Origin of the sequence: Exiguobacterium sp. BRG2 (genome assembly GCF_031844245.1) — a bacterium.
Lineage (GTDB): Bacteria > Bacillota > Bacilli > Exiguobacteriales > Exiguobacteriaceae > Exiguobacterium_A.
Genome location: NZ_JAUZUW010000001.1, coordinates 46,133 through 65,161 on the forward strand (window position 1 = coordinate 46,133; position 19,029 = coordinate 65,161).

At 45.4% G+C, this 19,029-nt stretch carries 21 protein-coding genes; 16 read left to right on the forward strand and 5 right to left on the reverse strand.

All coding sequences use genetic code 11. The features are described 5' to 3' along the window. Positions 1 to 31: 31 nt before the first annotated feature. Entirely contained in the window at positions 32 to 1,615 is a 1,584-nt protein-coding gene (locus Q9R23_RS00300; RefSeq protein WP_290782417.1) for a diguanylate cyclase domain-containing protein, read from the reverse strand. A gap of 15 nt (positions 1,616 to 1,630) precedes the next feature. Then, positions 1,631 to 2,113, reverse strand: coding sequence for a GNAT family N-acetyltransferase (locus tag Q9R23_RS00305; RefSeq protein WP_311246232.1), 483 nt, complete (start codon positions 2,111 to 2,113; stop codon positions 1,631 to 1,633). Positions 2,114 to 2,265: 152 nt separating this feature from the next. Between Q9R23_RS00305 and Q9R23_RS00310 the strand changes: the two genes are divergently transcribed. Together Q9R23_RS00310 and Q9R23_RS00315 are read left to right on the forward strand one after the other, a co-directional pair. Continuing rightward, on the forward strand, positions 2,266 to 3,183 hold the full coding sequence (locus Q9R23_RS00310) for an ABC transporter ATP-binding protein (RefSeq protein ID WP_035409389.1): 918 nt from the start codon (positions 2,266 to 2,268) through the stop codon (positions 3,181 to 3,183). Continuing rightward, positions 3,161 to 3,904, forward strand: coding sequence for an ABC transporter permease (locus Q9R23_RS00315; protein ID WP_311246233.1), 744 nt, complete (start codon positions 3,161 to 3,163; stop codon positions 3,902 to 3,904). Before Q9R23_RS00310 ends, Q9R23_RS00315 begins: the two co-directional genes overlap by 23 nt. 56 nt (positions 3,905 to 3,960) lie before the next feature. On the opposite strand, the gene Q9R23_RS00320 is transcribed toward Q9R23_RS00315, so the two are convergent. After that, a complete protein-coding gene (locus Q9R23_RS00320) occupies positions 3,961 to 4,602 on the reverse strand; it encodes a YczE/YyaS/YitT family protein (RefSeq protein ID WP_313533171.1) in 642 nt (213 codons plus the stop codon). Between the two features lie 170 nt (positions 4,603 to 4,772). On the opposite strand from Q9R23_RS00320, the gene Q9R23_RS00325 reads away from it, so the two are divergent. The 14 genes from Q9R23_RS00325 to Q9R23_RS00390 all read left to right on the forward strand — a co-directional run bounded on the left by Q9R23_RS00325 (position 4,773) and on the right by Q9R23_RS00390 (position 18,148). Beyond that, positions 4,773 to 5,336: a glycerol-3-phosphate responsive antiterminator gene (locus tag Q9R23_RS00325; RefSeq protein WP_023467370.1), complete on the forward strand. Its 564-nt coding sequence runs from the start codon at positions 4,773 to 4,775 to the stop codon at positions 5,334 to 5,336. 195 nt (positions 5,337 to 5,531) lie between these two features. Further along, a complete protein-coding gene (locus tag Q9R23_RS00330) occupies positions 5,532 to 6,356 on the forward strand; it encodes an MIP/aquaporin family protein (protein ID WP_311246235.1) in 825 nt (274 codons plus the stop codon). 30 nt (positions 6,357 to 6,386) lie between these two features. Further along, the gene (glpK, locus tag Q9R23_RS00335; protein WP_311246236.1) at positions 6,387 to 7,877 is read left to right on the forward strand and encodes a glycerol kinase GlpK; all 1,491 of its coding nucleotides are present in this window, start codon (positions 6,387 to 6,389) and stop codon (positions 7,875 to 7,877) included. A gap of 133 nt (positions 7,878 to 8,010) precedes the next feature. Next, complete coding sequence (locus Q9R23_RS00340; protein WP_311246237.1) at positions 8,011 to 9,666, forward strand: glycerol-3-phosphate dehydrogenase/oxidase; 1,656 nt, start codon at positions 8,011 to 8,013, stop codon at positions 9,664 to 9,666. 144 nt (positions 9,667 to 9,810) lie between these two features. Continuing rightward, on the forward strand, positions 9,811 to 10,491 hold the full coding sequence (locus Q9R23_RS00345) for a DsbA family oxidoreductase (protein ID WP_029340957.1): 681 nt from the start codon (positions 9,811 to 9,813) through the stop codon (positions 10,489 to 10,491). A gap of 38 nt (positions 10,492 to 10,529) precedes the next feature. Then, a complete protein-coding gene (gene lplA, locus Q9R23_RS00350; RefSeq protein WP_311246238.1) occupies positions 10,530 to 11,519 on the forward strand; it encodes a lipoate--protein ligase in 990 nt (329 codons plus the stop codon). A 50-nt stretch (positions 11,520 to 11,569) separates the two neighbouring features. Further along, positions 11,570 to 12,457, forward strand: coding sequence for a glucose 1-dehydrogenase (locus Q9R23_RS00355; RefSeq protein ID WP_029340958.1), 888 nt, complete (start codon positions 11,570 to 11,572; stop codon positions 12,455 to 12,457). A gap of 124 nt (positions 12,458 to 12,581) precedes the next feature. Continuing rightward, on the forward strand, positions 12,582 to 14,129 hold the full coding sequence (locus tag Q9R23_RS00360; RefSeq protein WP_290755080.1) for a fatty acid--CoA ligase family protein: 1,548 nt from the start codon (positions 12,582 to 12,584) through the stop codon (positions 14,127 to 14,129). 66 nt (positions 14,130 to 14,195) lie between these two features. Next, positions 14,196 to 14,630, forward strand: a complete 435-nt coding sequence (gene mgsA / locus Q9R23_RS00365) for a methylglyoxal synthase (RefSeq protein WP_029340960.1) — start codon at positions 14,196 to 14,198, stop codon at positions 14,628 to 14,630. Positions 14,631 to 14,726: 96 nt separating this feature from the next. Continuing rightward, positions 14,727 to 14,882 carry a hypothetical protein gene (locus tag Q9R23_RS00370; RefSeq protein WP_167507527.1) on the forward strand — a complete coding sequence of 52 codons (156 nt, stop codon included), beginning with the start codon at positions 14,727 to 14,729 and terminating at the stop codon, positions 14,880 to 14,882. Between the two features lie 134 nt (positions 14,883 to 15,016). Continuing rightward, positions 15,017 to 15,679, forward strand: a complete 663-nt coding sequence (locus tag Q9R23_RS00375; protein ID WP_023467381.1) for a response regulator transcription factor — start codon at positions 15,017 to 15,019, stop codon at positions 15,677 to 15,679. Then, complete coding sequence (locus Q9R23_RS00380; RefSeq protein ID WP_133207918.1) at positions 15,676 to 17,058, forward strand: HAMP domain-containing sensor histidine kinase; 1,383 nt, start codon at positions 15,676 to 15,678, stop codon at positions 17,056 to 17,058. The genes Q9R23_RS00375 and Q9R23_RS00380 overlap by 4 nt, the downstream gene beginning before the upstream one ends. Before the next feature lie 110 nt (positions 17,059 to 17,168). Next, positions 17,169 to 17,642, forward strand: coding sequence for a competence protein ComK (locus Q9R23_RS00385; RefSeq protein ID WP_035409368.1), 474 nt, complete (start codon positions 17,169 to 17,171; stop codon positions 17,640 to 17,642). Between the two features lie 98 nt (positions 17,643 to 17,740). Then, complete coding sequence (locus Q9R23_RS00390; RefSeq protein ID WP_023467385.1) at positions 17,741 to 18,148, forward strand: hypothetical protein; 408 nt, start codon at positions 17,741 to 17,743, stop codon at positions 18,146 to 18,148. A gap of 45 nt (positions 18,149 to 18,193) precedes the next feature. Here the strand turns inward: Q9R23_RS00390 and Q9R23_RS00395 are convergent, their stop codons facing one another. Further along, entirely contained in the window at positions 18,194 to 18,535 is a 342-nt protein-coding gene (locus Q9R23_RS00395) for a hypothetical protein (RefSeq protein ID WP_029340963.1), read from the reverse strand. A gap of 60 nt (positions 18,536 to 18,595) precedes the next feature. Further along, positions 18,596 to 18,973 (reverse strand): truncated hemoglobin, encoded by a 378-nt coding sequence (locus Q9R23_RS00400; RefSeq protein ID WP_231496881.1) that lies wholly within the window; start codon positions 18,971 to 18,973, stop codon positions 18,596 to 18,598. Positions 18,974 to 19,029 lie beyond the last annotated feature (56 nt).

Here is a 19,029-nt window from a genome sequence, read left to right on the forward strand (position 1 = left end):
AACGCGCTTGTCAATCCTCCGTTCCAAAAGGTCAATGAACGGAAATACATCCTTTACCATCTTGCTTCGAACGATAGAGCGCTAAATCCGCATGGTGCATGACTTGCTCGAGCGATTCATCTGCTATCTGTTCAGCGAGTCCGATGCTCATTCCGATATGGACGGTCTGTTCTTCTAAATGATAAGGCATCGAGACATGGGCAATCCATTGTTCACCTAAGTGTTGTGCTTCTACTACAGACTGATTCGTTAAGACGATGATGAACTCATCGCCACCAAGACGAGCGACGAAGCCACCAGGTGGAAGTAACTGTTTGAGACGTTGACCGACCTCGATCAGGAGGAGATCACCAAGTGCGTGCCCATATGTGTCGTTAACTGCTTTAAAACCGTCTAAATCGAGACAAAGGTAGATGGAATGCGTTCCTATAGGTAATTGTTCGATGTATTGAGCAAGACCATTTCGATTCGCAAGACCCGTGAGACTGTCACGTTGCGATAATCGTTCAAACGTCAGTTTTTCTTTTTCGGTATGCAGCAATCGACGAATCAGTTGCTGTAGGGCATCTGTCAATGTCTCGATTTCTCGGATTCCACGATGGTTCGGAAGTGATTTTGAAGGATCACCTTGCATTTGTTGTGCGGCATGCGTGATTTTTAAGAGTGGTCGAGTCAGCAGTTTCGCTAACATCCACCCAAGCACGGCTGTAATGAGAGAGGCAATTAACCCAGCGATGAAAATCGTTTGGCGTAAAGCGTCGGCATCAGCGAAGGCAATCGATGTCGGTTGACGCACGAGAACCGTCCAACCTAGTCCATCATAGTCTTTGTAACCACGGCTCGTACTTTGACCAGAGACGAATTCTTTCTCTTTCCAAAAAGCGGTCGCAGGAGCATTCGAAGTGAGCGTTACACTAGTAGGCAATGTCTTACCACTCCATCCGTTTGGTCCAAGCAAAATAGTCTTTCGATCTTGACTAACGATGAAGACATCGACTTTTTGGAGAGAAGAGGTAGCGCTCTGGAAACTTTGTTCAATCGCTTTAGCCCATTCGAAACTGAGGTGTGTCGCGAGGACGCCGGAAAATCGTCCCTTATCATATAAAGGTGTACTTATATCGACAAATTGGAGTGGCTCACCACTTGGATTCGGCAATAATTTTGCGAGTAGGACGGCTTCATGAACATCACCGATGAATGGTTGCGATAATGCTTCTTGAAAAACAGGTCGTTCTTTGATCGATGTTCCTTCAAGAATCTGGTTCGTTGACGCAATGACTTTACCGTTCGCATCTAAACGACCAATCCAAGAAAAGTCGGGAATCTGTCGTTGTAACTCCTCTAGTGTCCGACGTGTTTCTACTTTTTGATCTGTTTGTTGAATCGTTGATAAAGAGCCGAGCAACTTCACTTCTGCATAGCGTGACCACATGTAATGATCGAGCTTGTCGGATAGTTGATGAGCAGTCGTTGACAGATTCATTCTGACTTCCGATTGGAGTCGGCTTGTCGCGTGTTGACTGATGAAGAAGGTCAACAACAGCGTCATGCTAAAAAATAATAGGGAAATCAATCCCGCTAACAGGATGTCAAAGCGAAGTGAGGGTCTGGACATTGTGTGATACTCCATTCATACGTTTCTCATTTGTTTTTTGTTTGACTCATATACATAGACGTCTATTTGCTGTTCACGGTTCGAGATGCTCGTTCGCACGTAACGGAATCCATGTTTTTCCCAAAACCGTCGGGCTTTTACGTTATCAGGTAATACGGCGAGGTGAATCTGTGACGCTCGACTTAAGAATTGATTGAAAAAGGCGGACAGTAACCGACTACCCGTTCCGGTACCATGATGAGAAGCATCGAGTAAAAATAAACCAATCCACGTTGTACCGTCTTGCGGATGCTTTGGGAGGTAGTCAATCAGTAAGACAGGTTCTCCATCGATATACCCGATCAGCGATACAGTATCGGGATTCAAGAATTCCTCCTGTAAGATCGAATCAGAGAGTGGTAGCGCCCGTTCTTCCAGGCATGCATACTCTGGAACGCTTGCGTACAGTGATTGAACGATCGGAAAATGTTCACGTGTCATTTCTTCAAAAAGAATCATCTGAAGACTCCATTCCTTATTTAGTCTCAAATTTCTGCGTTAGCGGATTTTTATTTGGAATCAGATTACATATTTGTAAGAAAAGAAACTTTCGCAGGGAATTCACGTACACTATATAGCATAAACAAAATATGAATGAGGAGGAAGAGCAGATGTTAAAGATTGAAAATATCTCAAAGCGTCTCGGAAAAGAGCAAATTCTAAAAGACGTCAGTTTTGAGGTATCCCCAGGAGAAGTGTTCGGCTTCCTCGGACCGAATGGGGCAGGGAAGACGACAACGATTCGTATCATCACGGGTCTGCTTGAGCAGGATGCTGGGCGAGTCACGGTCAATGGCTATGATGTCGTAGAAGAGCGTTCGAAGGCATTGACACAAATCGGAGCAATCGTTGAAAATCCAGCTTTTTATCCTTATTTAACAGGCAAACAAAACTTGATACATGCAAAAAACCTGATTCCAGGACTCGGACAAGTCGACTATGACGCACTTGCTCGTCTCGTTGGTTTAGAAGGAAAGCTTTCGAAGAAAGTTGGAGAGTATTCACTCGGAATGAAGCAACGTCTTGGAATTGCTCGCGCGTTGTTACATAATCCGCGCGTCTTGATTTTAGATGAACCGACAAATGGTCTAGATCCGTCCGGGATCGCAGAACTTCGTGAGTATTTACGACAAATGGCGCGTGAGCAGGATATCGCAATTTTGATCTCAAGTCATATGCTGAGTGAAATGGAACAAATCAGTGATCGATATGCCATCATTGATCAAGGTGTCATCAAGTCAGTCGAATCGGTTCGTAACGAAACCGGAGCAAAGGTGGCACTTCGCGTCAATAAGGAAGCGATGACTGACGTACTTGAAGCCCTTCGCATCGCGAACTATCCATCAGAAGTACTTGATGAACAAATCATCATCACAGCACCAGAAAGTGAGTGTCCGGCGATTGCCCGACTTGTCGTGCCGATTGCTGACTTGCATGAACTGACCGTCAAACGCTTGACGCTCGAAGAACAATTCCTGCAAGTAACGAAAAAAGAGGGGGATTCACATGCTTTCGCTCATACAAAATGAATGGATGAAATGGTGGACGACTAAAAAAGCGAAAATCGTCTTAGCGCTATATGTCGTCATTGCGGTTGGTATTATCATTGTGGCGAAGACAAATGATTTTGAGTTCACACGCTATGATTACTATTCCTTAACTTTTGTGTTGTTGACCTCCTTATTAGGGATCATCACGATCGTCTTCACGGCAGAAGCTATCGGGAATGAAGTACGATATGATACGATGAAACATCTATTAATGAGCCCATATTCACGAATGACGATTTACTTCTCAAAGCTGCTTTTCTCAATCTTGATCATGTTATTCCAATTCGTGTTCATCGCTGCGATCGTCTACGCAGGCTCATTTGTGTTTTCAGAGGTAGGAGATCCGATCCTGTTCCGCGACACGATCGTTGAGGTCGTCAGTCCGATTTTTACGATATTTATGACGTTGTTCTTCTCATTATTATTCCGCTCGGTCGGTATGATCATTGGCTTTACCGTATTAGCGCAGTTCTTTACGAGCATTGCGGGAAGTCTATTGATCGGCTTTAAACCAGCGATTGCCAAATGGATCGTATTCATGCACTTGGACTGGTCGATGTATTTCAAGGATTCTGTTTCCTATGGTATCAGTGAAGCAATGGGAACATCTTTAACATTCTCCGTCTTGTTCGTAATGGCGCATATCATCGTCTTATTAGGCGCGTCAATTCTTGTTTTCCAGAGAAAATCCTACACGTAAAGAAAAGAGTTGCTCATGGACGAATTCGTCCGTGAGCAACTCTTTTCTTTGAGTATTTAAGAACTAGTTCGTTTAGGCGGACGAGCCGTAATCGGGAACAGTCGCTGAAACCATTCGATCAGCGGACCATTCAATAGTAAGAAAATAAAAGTCCCGACTCCGATGCCGATCAATTGACGTTCAATCAGTGAAAAGAGACTGGCAATCAAAAAAGGAATCCCGAGACTAATCGTTGCTCCGATTGATGTACTTTTAAAGCGGGTGATGAGTGATTTCATCAAGTAATCTGGCGGCATCAACACGAAGCCGATTTGGAGATAAAGTGCGAGTCCAAGTGAAATCAACGGCATACCGATTAACATATACAAGCCGCGCATCCATAGTCCTTGTGGTGTATAGATCAATTGATGGATTGATAAGAAGAAATCAATTGCGGCGCCGAACAGTACGACGAGTGCAAAACTGAGGACGATCGTCCACCAACTGAAGCGGCTTCCAAGAGAAAGCGCTGCAATCAAGGCAAGCGCATGTAAGACGATGATAGCGAGTCCGACAGTTAACGGTGAGATCGCCGCGACAGCTTCACTCGCTGATGTCCAAGGTGCACTGCCGATCGAGGCGGTTACCATAAAGCTGTTACCTAGGGCATTAATTAAAATCGAGAATAAATAAATAGTGATCCGTTTTTGCTGACTCATTGACGTGCACAGACGGTAGGACTGCGCATTCACCTCCTGAAAATAAATCGTTTCGTTAAGCTATACCCTAATCGTAGCGCTCTTTTCACTTATTTTCATGAAAAGAGCATTGCCTAATACCTCAGTTTCACGACATACTTAGGACACATTACGAATCAGGGGGAGAACGCATGACATATTTTGGACAGAAGATCCTGCCTTCCGTTAGAAAATTAGAAGACTTTGAAAAGATGCTGAAGAGTCCATATGAGTATGGGGTCTTACTCGAAATGCACGTCTCGCGTTTAAAAGCAGTCTATGAGATGGCACATCGATACGACAAAAAAATGTTTTTGCATATGGATCTCGTCCAGGGGTTAAAAAATGATGAGTACGCGACGGAATATGTTTGCCAAGAACTGAAACCGTATGGTGTCATTTCGACGAAGGCGAGTGTCATCTTGAAGGCACGTCAAAAAAAGGTCAAGACGATGCAGCGTATGTTCTTACTCGATTCCAGTTCACTTGAAAAAAGTTATCAACTTATGGAACGGACGCAACCTGATTACATCGAAGTATTACCAGGGTTAATGCCAAAGTACATTCAAGAAGTGAAAGAAAAGACGGGACGTCTCGTTTTTGCAGGAGGACTCATCGATACGGTCGAGGAAGTGGAACAAGCGATTGAAGCAGGTGCCTCAAGTATCACGACATCGAATAAGGATTTGTGGCGTCATTTTGAACCACGCTCCTAATCGGGGTGTGAGGAAAATCATTCGGATTATTTGACAGCGTTTTCACTGGTTGTTATAGTGATATCAAGTTGATACAAAGTGACGGAGAAAAGGGAGATTCACGTGTGAGTCCTGCTTGAAGAAAATTCAAGCATGAACTGACGTGGATCTCCTTTTTATGTTGCTTTTTTCACATAACAAAAAGGAGGAATACACATGTCACCCTTACTAGCGGAATTTTTAGGTACAGCCTTGCTTGTCGCGCTTGGAAACGGTGTTGGTGCAGGCGTTAGTTTGACGAAATCGTTTGCGAAGGATGCAGGCTGGATCGTCATCACGTTTGCGTGGGGTTTTGCCGTGGCGATTGCAGCGTATGCCGTCGGTCAATTCAGTGGAGCACACCTTAATCCAGCAGTAACGCTTGGTTTAGCCTTTGACGGTTCATTTGCATGGGCGGACGTACCAGGCTATATCGTCACTCAAATTGCCGGCGGGATACTTGGTGCAAGTCTTGTTTTCGTTCATTACTTACCACACTGGGCGGAGACGAAAGACCCAGCAACGAAACTCGGCGTCTTTGCGACGTCACCAGCGATTCCACATACATTTGCCAATCTAATGAGTGAAATGATTGCGACATTCTTACTTGTCATCGGGTTGTTATCGATCGGAGCGAATAAGTTCTCAGATGGTTTAAATCCATTGATCGTCGGTTTCTTGATCGTCAGCCTCGGTATGTCATTCGGAGGCACGACAGGATATGCGATGAATCCGGCGCGGGACCTTGGTCCACGTATCGCTCACTTCATCTTACCGATTCATGGAAAAGGATCTTCGAACTGGGGATACTCATGGATTCCGGTTCTCGGACCAGTTCTCGGTGGAAGTCTTGGCGGATTGTTTTATCGTTCGGTCTTCACAGGAAAAGATACACCGGCTTTTTGGGTTGTAGGACTTGTGACAATCGTCATATTAGGCTTATGCTATAGATTCGGTGTTCGTCCGAACAAAACAACGTCAGTGGAGTCAAAGTCAGCTTAACTTATTTAGATACAAAAGGATGGGGAAGAGATGGAGAACTACATTTTGTCATTGGATCAGGGAACGACGAGTACACGTGCGATCCTGTTTAATCGTGCCGGCGAGATTGTCCATTCAGCACAACAGGAATTCACGCAGTATTTTCCGAAACCAGGTTGGGTCGAACACAACGCAAACGAGATTTGGGGAAGTGTCCTTGCTGTCGTGGCGACTTGTCTGACGGAGGCGAACGTAAAGCCATCGCAGATTGCTGGTATTGGAATCACGAACCAACGTGAAACAGCTGTCGTCTGGGAAAAAGAAACAGGGAAACCGATTCACAATGCAGTCGTGTGGCAATCGAGACAAACGGCTGAAATCTGTGAAGCGCTTCGAGCAGCCGGTCATGCCGAGCTCTTCCGTGAGAAGACAGGTCTATTGATTGACGCTTATTTCTCTGGTACGAAAGTCAAATGGATTTTAGATCATGTCGAAGGAGCACGGGAACGTGCTGAACGTGGTGAACTATTGTTCGGTACGATCGATACGTGGCTCATCTGGAAATTATCCGGCGGAAAAGCACATGTGACCGACTATTCGAATGCAAGTCGTACGTTGATGTATAACATTCATGAATTAAAATGGGATGACGAGTTACTCGACATCTTAGATGTCCCGAAAGCGATGCTTCCAGAAGTACGACCATCTTCTGAAGTGTACGCAGAGACAGCAGGGTATCACTTCTTCGGAGAATCAGTTCCGATTGCTGGAGCAGCGGGCGATCAGCAAGCCGCATTGTTTGGTCAAGCGTGTTTTGATACAGGAATGGCGAAGAACACATACGGTACAGGCTGCTTCATGTTGATGAACACAGGGGAAGAGGCTGTGAAATCAGAGCACGGATTGCTGACGACGATCGCGTGGGGCGTCGATGGAAAAGTGGAGTATGCCTTAGAAGGAAGTATCTTCGTCGCAGGTTCTGCGATTCAGTGGTTACGTGACGGCTTACGTCTCATTGATGATGCAAAGGAATCAGAAGGATACGCAACGCGTGTCACGTCATCAGAAGGTGTCTACGTCGTACCGGCATTCGTTGGTCTTGGAACACCTTACTGGGAATCAGACGTTCGTGGTGCAGTCTTCGGTTTGACACGTGGTACGGAAAAAGAACACTTTATCCGCGCAACATTAGAATCACTCGCTTATCAAACACGTGACGTCTTATCTGCGATGGAGCAAGATTCAGGGATCGAGATGAAAACACTTCGTGTCGATGGTGGAGCGGTTAAAAACGACTTCTTGATGCAGTTCCAAGGTGACATCATCCAAGCACCAGTTGAGCGTCCGGAAATCAATGAGACGACGGCATTAGGAGCAGCCTACTTGGCCGGTCTTGCTGTTGGATTCTTTGAGAACCGTGAACAAATTGCGACGCAATGGAAAAAAGAACGTCGTTTCGAGCCGAGTATGGCAAAAGAAGAGACGGATGCGCTCTACGGTGGATGGCAAAAAGCTGTTCAAGCTACGATGTTGTTCAAATGATGTGAGGTATGTTATAGTAAGGTCAAGTTAATAAATCGGTCGGAGAATATGGAGAGACCACAGCAACAGTTGACATAGTCAGCGTGTTTGTTGTGGTCTCTTTTTTTTCGAACCTAAACAGGAGGAACTATTCATGCCTAACCAACCATTTTCAAGCAAAAACCGTGCAGATGTCTATAATCGATTAACACGTGAAGAACTCGATCTACTCGTCGTAGGTGGCGGGATCACAGGTGCGGGGATCGCCCTCGATGCGGCATCACGCGGTATGAAGATTGGCCTCGTCGAAATGCAGGATTTCGCGTCCGGTACATCTAGTCGTTCAACGAAATTAGTCCATGGTGGTCTACGTTATTTAAAACAATTCGAAGTTCAAATGGTCGCGGAAGTCGGTAAAGAACGTGCGATCGTTTACGAAAACGGACCACATGTCACGACACCAGAGTGGATGTTGCTTCCGATGCATAAAGGCGGAACGTTCGGACCATTCAGTACGTCGATCGGTCTTCGTGTCTATGACTTCTTAGCAGGTGTTAAACGTTCTGAGTGGCGTTCGATGTTATCTGCGAAAGAAACATTGGCAAAAGAACCACTCGTCAAACAACAAGGTCTTAAAGGTGGCGGATACTACGTCGAGTACCGTACGGATGACGCTCGTCTTACGATCGAAGTCATGAAAGAAGCGGTTGAACACGGTGCACGTGTCGTCAACTATACAAAAGCAGAAGAAATCATCTATGATGCTGGGAAAGTCGTCGGAATGCGTGTGACAGATCTTTTGACAGGTGACGTGCATGAAATCCGTGCGAAAAAAGTCGTCAACGCGACAGGTCCATGGGTCGATGAATTACGTGAAAAAGATGGCTCTAAAGTCGGGAAACAACTTCGTTTGACAAAAGGTGTCCACGTCGTCATCGATCAATCGAAATTCCCACTCAAACAAGCGGTCTACTTCGATACACCAGACGGTCGGATGATTTTCGCGATTCCACGTGATGGAAAAGCGTACGTTGGTACGACAGATACGTTCTTCGATAAAGATACTGCACATCCAAAGTTCACAGTCGAAGATCAAGACTACGTTTTAGACGCGATTCACTATATGTTCCCAGAGGTTAAAGTGACAGCGGAAGACGTGGAATCAAGCTGGGCTGGTGTACGTCCATTGATTTATGAAGAAGGAAAAGATCCTTCTGAAATCTCTCGTAAAGATGAAGTATGGCAGTCTGAGTCAGGTCTCATCACGATTGCGGGTGGGAAATTGACTGGATACCGTAAAATGGGTGAGCACGTCGTTGATCTCGTCGCTAAACTTTTGAAAAAAGAAGAAAACGTCGCGTACGCACGTTGCTCGACGAAAAACATGCCAATGTCGGGTGGACATGTCGGCGGAGCAAAAGGATTTGCTGAATTCCTAAAAGCTCAAACAGCAACGAATGGTCTAACAACAGAGGAAGTTCAATTCTTAGCAAAACGCTACGGTTCGAACCTACCGAAAGTGCTTGAATATGCAGCAGCATATGATGCTGCTACGACAGATCTTCCACGTTCTGTCTACGCACAACTTCACTATGGTATCGAACATGAAATGGTCGCTCGTCCGATCGACTTCTTCATCCGTCGTACAGGTGCTGTCTTCTTCGACATTGCTTGGGCTCGTGCTCAAAAAGACTCGGTCATCGAAGAAATGAAAACTGTCTTGAACTGGACAGCAGAACAAACAGCTGCTTACACGAAAGAACTCGATATTGAGATCGAAGATGCAGCGCATGCACTCGTGACAGAATAAGTTTTAAAATGGTAAAGAACCAAGATGCAATGTCTTGGTTCTTTTTTGTATGAAGTCAAGGAGGTCTTGGGCGGAAAGATTGCAACTCTGCCTAGAGGCGACTATGCTTAAAGTATGATATCGCACAAAAAGGAGAGAACACAGATGAAAGTAGAAGTATGGTCGGATTATGCATGTCCGTTTTGTTATATTGGGAAGCGTCGCCTAGAACAAGCGATTGCGAATGAAAAGTTGGATGTCGAGGTCGAATTTAAAAGCTTTGAACTCGATCCAGATGCACCAGCAGTACCAACGCAAGGATTATACGAAATTCTTGCTTCAAAATATGGAACGACTCTCGAGCAAGCACGGAATATGTCGCAAGGTGTCGTTGATACGGCACGTCAGGAAGGCTTGCACTATGAGATGGATCGTGTCATCCCAGCCAATACATTCGAGGCTCATCGCCTGACTCAATTCGCTAAAAAACATGGTAAGATGAATGCAGTATCAGAAGCCTTGTTCACAGCGTATTTCATGAATGGAGAAGATTTAAATGACCCAACCATTCTGACACGGATTGCAGTAGATGCTGGACTTGCTGAAGCAGACGTCACAGCGTTTCTCGCTTCAGAAGAACTGGCGACAGATGTTCGAGAAGAAGAAGCAATGGCGCAACAACTCGGTGTTCGTGGTGTACCGTTCTTCGTCTTCGACCGGAAATATGCCATTTCAGGCGCACAACCAGTAGAGGCATTCGAACAAGTCTTCGCAAAAATTCGCCAAGAACAAACACTTGAAGTCATCGCTGAAGGTGACGCATGTGGTGTTGACGGCTGTAACTGATCAATTATGATTCCATCACAAAGGAGCACGAAACCCTTATGAAATTCATCTTCCATCCTGAGATTCGCGATGCGCGAATCAATCTCGCTGTTGAAGAATTCATCTTGAACAACCTGAACGTCAATGAAGAAGACTATTTCTTGTTTTATATCAACGGTCCGTCGATCATCGTCGGAAAAAACCAGAACACGAACGAAGAAGTCAATCTGAAGTATGTTGAGGAAAACGGCATCCACGTCGTCCGTCGTCTTTCCGGTGGTGGCGCTGTGTATCATGACGAAGGAAACTTGAACTTCAGTTTCTTGACGAAAGATGACGGAGATTCGTTTAACAACTATAAAAAGTTCACGGAGCCGGTCGTGCAAGCGCTGCATAAACTCGGTGTCGAAGCGGAGTTATCCGGACGAAACGATATTCATGTCGGAAGCCGGAAAATCAGTGGGAATGCCCAGTTCACGACTAAAGGGCGGATGTTTAGTCACGGGACACTGATGCTCGATTCAAACATTGAAGAAGTCGTCAATGCGCTTGTCGTCAGTGAAGAGAAGATGCGCTCTAAAGGCATTAAATCAGTCCGGAGCCGTGTCGCGAATATTTCGGAATTTCTATCAGAACCATTGACGATGGAACAATTCGTCGATCATCTCCTTGCTTCGATCTATGAAGGGAAAGAGATTGAACGGTATATTTTGACAGAAGAGGACTGGGATAAAGTACGTGCCATCTCGGCAGAACGTTATGGCAACTGGGAGTGGAATTTCGGAAAATCGCCGAAATTCGATGTCATCCATAAAAAACGTTTCCCGATCGGGACGATTGATTTCCGATTAAACGTTAAAAAAGGCATCATTGAAGAAGCGAAGATCTACGGCGACTTCTTTGGTGTCGAAGATGCGGAAGAAATCGCACGGGCGCTCGAAGGTTCACGTTATGACCGTGCGTCTCTTCGCGAAGTGCTCGGTCGCTATGAATTGAAAAAATATTTCGGGGCTGTCGAACTTAATGAGGTGCTAGACGTTTTAGCGTAAGTCTTTATGGGAAAACTCCTTCTATCAACTGCATAGGGGGAGTTTTTTTCATGGGCTATAATAAAGATAATTTTTTAGAAGGTTCGTTGACGGACTTTATTGATTTTGAACGGATTTCAGAAGGGTTACCAAAAACGGAGGATCAACAACCGTTACCATATTATGAGCGTGATGATTATAAGGCAGCAGGTAAGCTTGAAGGAAAAGTAGCAATCGTCACAGGCGGAAACTCTGGGATTGGACGCGCTGTCTCGATTGCTTATGTCCGGGAAGGTGCAAAAGTCGTCATCGCTTTCTACGGTGATCAAGAGGGCGCGGAAGAAACAAAAGCACGTCTCGAGGAACTAGGAGGCGAAGTCCTGCTCTCTCAAGGGGATATCGGAGATGCGGAGTACTGTGAAACACTCGTCCAAAAAACAATCGATCGTTTTGGTCGCTTAGATATCGTCGTCAATAATGCGAGCATGCAAAAACCTGAAGATAGTCTGAAGGACATCACAGACGAGTCGATGGAAAAGACGTTCAAGACGAATATCTTCGGAATGATGCGTCTTGCACGTGCTGCGCTACCGCACCTTTCACTCGGTTCTGCCATCATCAATACGACATCGTCGACGGCATACGAAGGGAACGCGCTTTTAATTGACTATTCTGCGACGAAGGGAGCCATCGTCAGCTTCACGCGGAGTCTTTCAATGAACTTAGCGAAAGAAGGAATTCGTGTTAATGCCGTCGCACCAGGCCCAATCTGGACGCCGCTCATCACAGAAACGTTCCCACATGAATCGGTCAAGACATTCGGGAAGAATACACCGATGGATCGTCCGGGACAGCCAGCTGAAATGGCATCGGCATATGTCTTCTTAGCGTGTAACGATTCAAGTTATATGACAGGACAAGTCCTTCACTTAAACGGTGGCGTCATCGTCAACGGTTAAAAAGAAACTCTGTGAAAACGTTTCCAAAAAGTGTTACACTATCCATACGGTCGCTTTTGACTACGTATGGATTTTTTTTACGTAAAAAATGAATAGTAATTCATTCGAAAGGGGAATTTTGCTCATGCTTGGATTGATTCAATCCGTCGAAGAAACTGCTCGAACACATCCAGACACAACGGCGTATGTGTTTGAGGACACGCAAGTCAGCTATCGTGAGTTTGTCGAGAAGTTTCACCGGGCAGCCGGTGCGCTTGAAGCGAACGGGATCCGAAAAGGCGATCATGTCGCGCTGATTTTAGGGAATAGCCCAGCATTCCTAGTGGCATATTACGCCATCATGAAACAAGGGGCAATCGCGATTCCGATCAACCCTACATACACACCGGATGAAATCGGGTATATCCTGATGAACGGTGATGTGAAGGGGATTTTAGGGATTGCACCGCTCGTCGAAGCTGCAAAAGATCGTCTCGTGCATTTACCGAATCTTAAGATTGTCGTCTCTGTTCCTTACGCGGATCAGGAAGGACCAAACGAAACACATCAACAAGTGACGTTCATCACGCTCGATCGCTGGCTCGAAATCGAACATCCCTTGACCGAAGTGACGAATGAACTGGATGACATCGCTGTCATTCTCTATACGAGTGGAACGACAGGAAAACCAAAAGGTGCGATGTTATCCCACCGTAATCTGACGTCGAATGCGCGCTCGATTGGGGATTATCTACATGTATCCAGTAACGACCGGACACTTGCCGTATTACCGATGTTCCATGTCTTTTGTTTGACGGTCGTCGTCAATGCGTCACTCGCACATGGAGCGTCAATCATCATTGCTTCACGTTTTTCACCACAAGAGACGTTTGAGTTAGCGAAAAAAGAACAGGTGACGATTTTTGCAGGCGTGCCAACGATGTATAATTTCTTACTGCAAACCGTGAAGGCTCATCCGGAATATGCGACCTATTTTGAATCAACACGTTTGTTCGTCTCAGGAGGAGCGAGTCTTCCAGTGCCGCTCCTTGAAGCATTTGATCGAACATTCCAATGTCATATCCTCGAAGGATATGGTTTATCGGAAGCATCACCCGTCACTTGTTTCAATCCGGTCAATGGTGTTCAAAAACCAGGCTCGATTGGAACATCGATCGTCGATGTCGAAAACAAAGTCGTCGATGAACTCGGACAGGAATTACCAGATGGTCAAGTCGGAGAATTGATCGTTCGGGGACCAAACGTCATGACCGGTTATTACAAGATGCCGGAAGAGTCACAAGCGACGTTACGCGATGGCTGGTTATATACGGGTGATTTGGCTCGTCGAGATGAAGATGGGTATTTCTATATCGTCGATCGCAAAAAAGATATGATCATCGTCGGTGGGTACAACGTCTACCCGCGTGAAGTCGAAGAAGTCCTCTATCAGCATCCGAACGTCATCGAAGCCGCCGTCATCGGTATACCGGATGAGGAGATGGGCGAAGCCGTCAAAGCATTCGTTGTTGCTCGTGAGACGATGACGGAAGAGGAAACGCAGGCATTCTGTGCTACATCACTCGCGAAATATAAATGTCCGACACAGATTGAGTTCATCGATCAATTACCTCGTAATACGACCGGAAAGATTTTACGGACCGTGTTGAAGAAACAACCGACGAATTCATGACTGTCTCAAGAACTTCAGGTTTCTGAAGTTCTTTTTCTGTGCATAGACAAGAAGGAGGGGATACGAATGAATATCGCATTGATTGCACATGATGAGAAAAAGGATGAGATGATGGGCTTTACACGGGCTTACGCCGCATTCTTTAAGAAAAATACATTATACGCGACAGGAACGACCGGGCAACGGATCATGGAAGCAACCGATCTGCACGTCCATCGCTGTAAGTCAGGTCCACTCGGCGGGGATCAGGAAATCGGAGCGCTGGTAGCACAAGGAAAAATCGATATCGTGATTTTTTTACGCGATCCACTGACGGCCCAACCGCATGAGCCGGACGTCTCGGCACTCATTCGATTATGTGACGTATACGATTTGCCGCTTGCGACGAATGTCGGAACTGCTGAAATTTTAATTAATGGACTCGAACAAGGACAATTCGATTGGAAGGAAATCATTCGAAAACGTCATGAACTAGAACAAAAAAAGTTTTTGGATGATTAATTTTGTGAGAACGCTTCTCATTTTCGTTTAAGCATGCTATAGTCAGTTTGAGGATGATACTGATTATCAATTGCGATGGAAAAGGTGGCGAAGAAAATGGAGATTCTATTAATGACGGGTGTAACGGTATTGCTAGGAGGCGGCGTTGGATTCTTGACGCACGTCGTAAAAATGGAACGTCGTCAACAGGCAACAACTGTGACTTCAAAGAACGAGCAAGTAGCGTATCCAGCGCTCCGTCTCGTCAAATAATAGAAAATTTACGACTTCGCCTTTCTTTTCTTTTGAAAAGAAAGGTTTTTTTGAATTATTATCCACTCTCCCATAATTTTGCGGAATTCCTTTGATACACTGAAACAAAGCACATTAGTCGAGGAGTGAGAGCCATGCATACAATCTATTTAGTTGATGATGAAGTGAACTTGAATCGTGTACTCGTGAAATATTTGGAGCAAGAAGGATGGCAGGTGAAATCGTTTACGTCTGGTGAGGCGGCAGCCTCTGCCATCGTTGAAAAGCCTGACTTATGGATTTTAGACATCATGCTACCGGATATGGATGGTTTTCAATTGATTAAACGGATCAAGGCACATGATGAGACGACACCTGTCATTTTCATCTCGGCTCGGGATGAGGATATCGATAAAATCATTGGTCTTGAGATGGGATCGGACGATTACATCGCAAAACCGTTCCTTCCGCGAGAACTCGTCATCCGCGTCAAAAAGATTTTGGCACGAACGTATGCGACACCAAAGAGTGGTGTCATCCAATACGGAGATTATATGATTTATCCAGAGAAACGAATCATCGAAGAGAATGGTCAAGAAATCGATTTGACGTCGAAAGAATACGATTTGTTGATTTTATTCGCCACTCAAATCGGGACGCCGATGTCACGCGAGCAGATTCTCGTCAGCGTCTGGGGTGACGATTATTTCGGTTCAGACCGAGTCGTCGATGATCTCGTTCGTCGTGTCCGTAAAAAATTATCGAAGCTCGAGCTCGAAACGATTTACGGCATCGGTTATCGCTTGGTGTCTGCATGAAAAACCGCAGTCTCGGATTCCAGATTTGGGCGATGTTTCTGCTCGTCATCGTCACGCTTTCTGCGGTCATTCTCCTGGTCATCCGGTCATCGATCGGAAATTTCATCGATGAACAGGTCTATGCGACACTTGAGAATAGCGAAGTCTTCTTCTCGAAGGACGCCTCCGTCATCGAGATGCTTCAGGATAATCCGATTGAATTCGACCGCCGAAAACAGGAGTCCCGTTCTGTTAATATCCTACTCCTTTCTAAAAACGGAAAGCTCTATTACGGTGGGGCACCGCAACAGCTCATCAATCAGATGTACCGTGATGCGATTGATCAAAAAACAGTTACGGCAAAGTATACAACGCGTCTTGATAAAGAAGATGTATACTACAGTATTCGAAAAATCGAGGATAGTGGTGAAACCTACTATCGTGTCTCTTATGTTTGGGATGCGTATCGACAAGAACTGATTACGCAATTATTCTCCAAAATCGGATTCGTCGTCATTATTGGAAGTATCTTCACGCTGTTCATTGCCTTCTGGTTAGCGCGACGTTTGACACAACCACTCGTCGAAATCGAGGGGGCGGTCGGTAAAATCGCGGCTCAGAAATGGGATACACCACTTCCGCTTGATCGCGGGGATGAAATCGGACGACTCGCACGATCCGTCGATGCGATGCGGATGGATCTTGAAAAGCAGGATAAGGCACAAAAATCATTACTTCAAAACATCTCCCATGATTTGAAAACACCGATCATGGTCATCCGAAGTTATGCCCAGTCCATCTCAGACGGGATTTATCCAGATGGTGATTTGACTGGATCCGTATCCGTCATTGATGAAGAAGCGGAACGGTTGGAGAAAAAAGTCGCGGCTCTACTCTATGTCACGAAGCTCGACTATTTCGAGCTCGATCGTTCGACCTGGGACAATGTTGACATCGACCGGATGGTGCATCTGTTGAAAAATCGTTTTTCCGGAACGAAGTCACTTGACTGGCATGTCAGTGGAGAAGCAGGAATCGTTCTTGGTGAAGGAGAGCAGTTACGTGTTGCGCTCGAAAATGTCATGGACAATGCGATTCGTTATGCCGAAACACGAATTGATATTCGACTGTCCGGAACAGCGGATCAGGTTCATATCGAAATCGAAAATGATGGACCACCGCTTGACGCCTCCTCGCCACTGTTCCATCAATTCTCACGTGGTAAGGAAGGGAAGTTTGGGCTTGGTCTCTATATCGTCAAGCGGATCGTCGAGCGTCATGACGGGACAGTTGCAATCGAGAATCGTTCTGCGGGAAATGGAATCGGAAAAGTTTGTGTGATTTTTAATTTTCCGCGTCATTTCATTGAGCAAGAGGAAAAAAATCCAAAAGAATTTTAAAAACGGGATCCTAGGATCTCGTTTTTTTCATTAGGAAATAATCGTTCCGTTCATGCAAAGCAAAAGGAAGTTTGATATAACCAATATAATTCAGGAAGGGAGTGAAGGAGATGTCATACCCAGTTACGGAAGAAACGTTAGCTTTGATTCCAAGATATGGTCAATATGGTGAACCACAGACACTTGTCATCAAGGAGCATTCGGAAAGTATTTTAGAGGGTCATCCGATTAAGTTGATTGAAGAATCCTGTTTATATTTTGGTTCATCGATGCGTGGACGGATCGAAGCAGCGCGACATATTCTTGGTCCGAACCGAAAGACACCTGTTTTAGTAGATTGGCAGGCACAAACGATATTTTTTCCGACGACCGCAAAAGAAAAGGCGGAATGCATTTGGATCAATTTCAAGCAAATGAAGACTGTTCAAAAAAAGTCTGGAAAAGTACAGGTAGAGTTTCAGACAGGTCAATGTATTGATACGGACGCATCCGCATACAGCATCGAACGGCAACGAATCAAAACGTTGGAACTGGCGTATGAAATGCAACGGCGCTTCCAATTGCCGGAGTTTAAGAATCGATGAAAAGTGGAAACACATAACAGGAATCTTACTTATGTAAGGAGAAAGAAGTAGAGAGAGAAATCATAGGGAGGTGAAGCGGTAACTTTTACCGCGACACGATGAATGAATCATATGAATGGTTAAATCGCCGAAAATTGCAGCCTGGATTTGGTGCGACAGGTGGCAGACGCTTTATCAGTTCTCGCATCGTACGTCCGGAAAATACACCGGGTAAACGAATCAAAGGAATCAAACGCGCGCGACAACTAGTCGTCGATGATGCTGGAAATCGCCGTTGGGTCACGAAACGAATCGTTGTGACGGATGCTGCGAAGCATGTCACGATGAATCGTCGAACATCGATCGCCTTAAAAGAGACGAATGAATCGCGACTCGAACAAGTCAAACAAAAACTAGCATCTAATAAAAAAGTCTTACTTCCAATCTTGGCGGCAACAGGAATCGCTGTCGCAGGTGGCGTTCTTGCCTATGTCCTTCGTCGGAAGAAAAAACAATCCGATCAATAAAAAAGAAGCCAGTTCTCCAGTTGGAGGACGGCTTCTTTTTATGTCTTAAAGGAATCGTTTCCGTAAAGAAGTCGAAAGTGCTTTGTCTGCGATTTCTTCTAGTTCCGTCAAGTTCGTCGGATCAAAGCTATCATTGTAGAACCGACCTACAAAGTCGACACGGTCGTAATCGAGTTCCTTGAAAATCAAGTGTTTATGATCGTCATAAAAAACGACACGGTAGTAATCAGAACCGCGTTCAAGGGTGACGAGACCTTTGATATGGTCCAATTTTTTTTGTTCTTCGGTTTGTTCTTCTTCGAGTGTATCGTCCTCGTTCGTCGATGCTTCTGCTTGCTCAATCGCATTCTTTACGAGTTCCGGTCGTTGTTCTTGTTCTTCCGTCATGTTATATCGCCTCCATTTATTATTTTACATGGAAATGGACAGATGAGAAAGAAAAATCCCTCAGTCCATCTGGTGTGCTTCGCAAACACGTAAGACATTCGTTGCGCCAATCCGTAATCGCTCGAGGAGTTGGAGTCGCGCTTCTTCATTTGGAATCGTATCAAGAGAAGCTATTTCCATCAGTTCCAACCAACGGATGGCATGCTCTTTTTGAATCGGCAATAGCCGGTGAATCATCGCTAAACTCGTCGGCGGTTGATTCGGATCGCGTGGACCTCCTGTCATTTGGGTCAAGAAGGCGAATTGTGCCTGTTCGACACGGTGTCGATCATCAGGGAATAACGGACGCAATAAGGAATCATGGTAGACTTGATGATAGAACGAATGAATCAAAGAGGTGAGTACTTGCTCGCCTCCAAGCATTTCATAGAGCGACAAAAATCATCACCTGCCTTACATTAGGATGTGTTCTGATTATAGCAAATCCATATCGA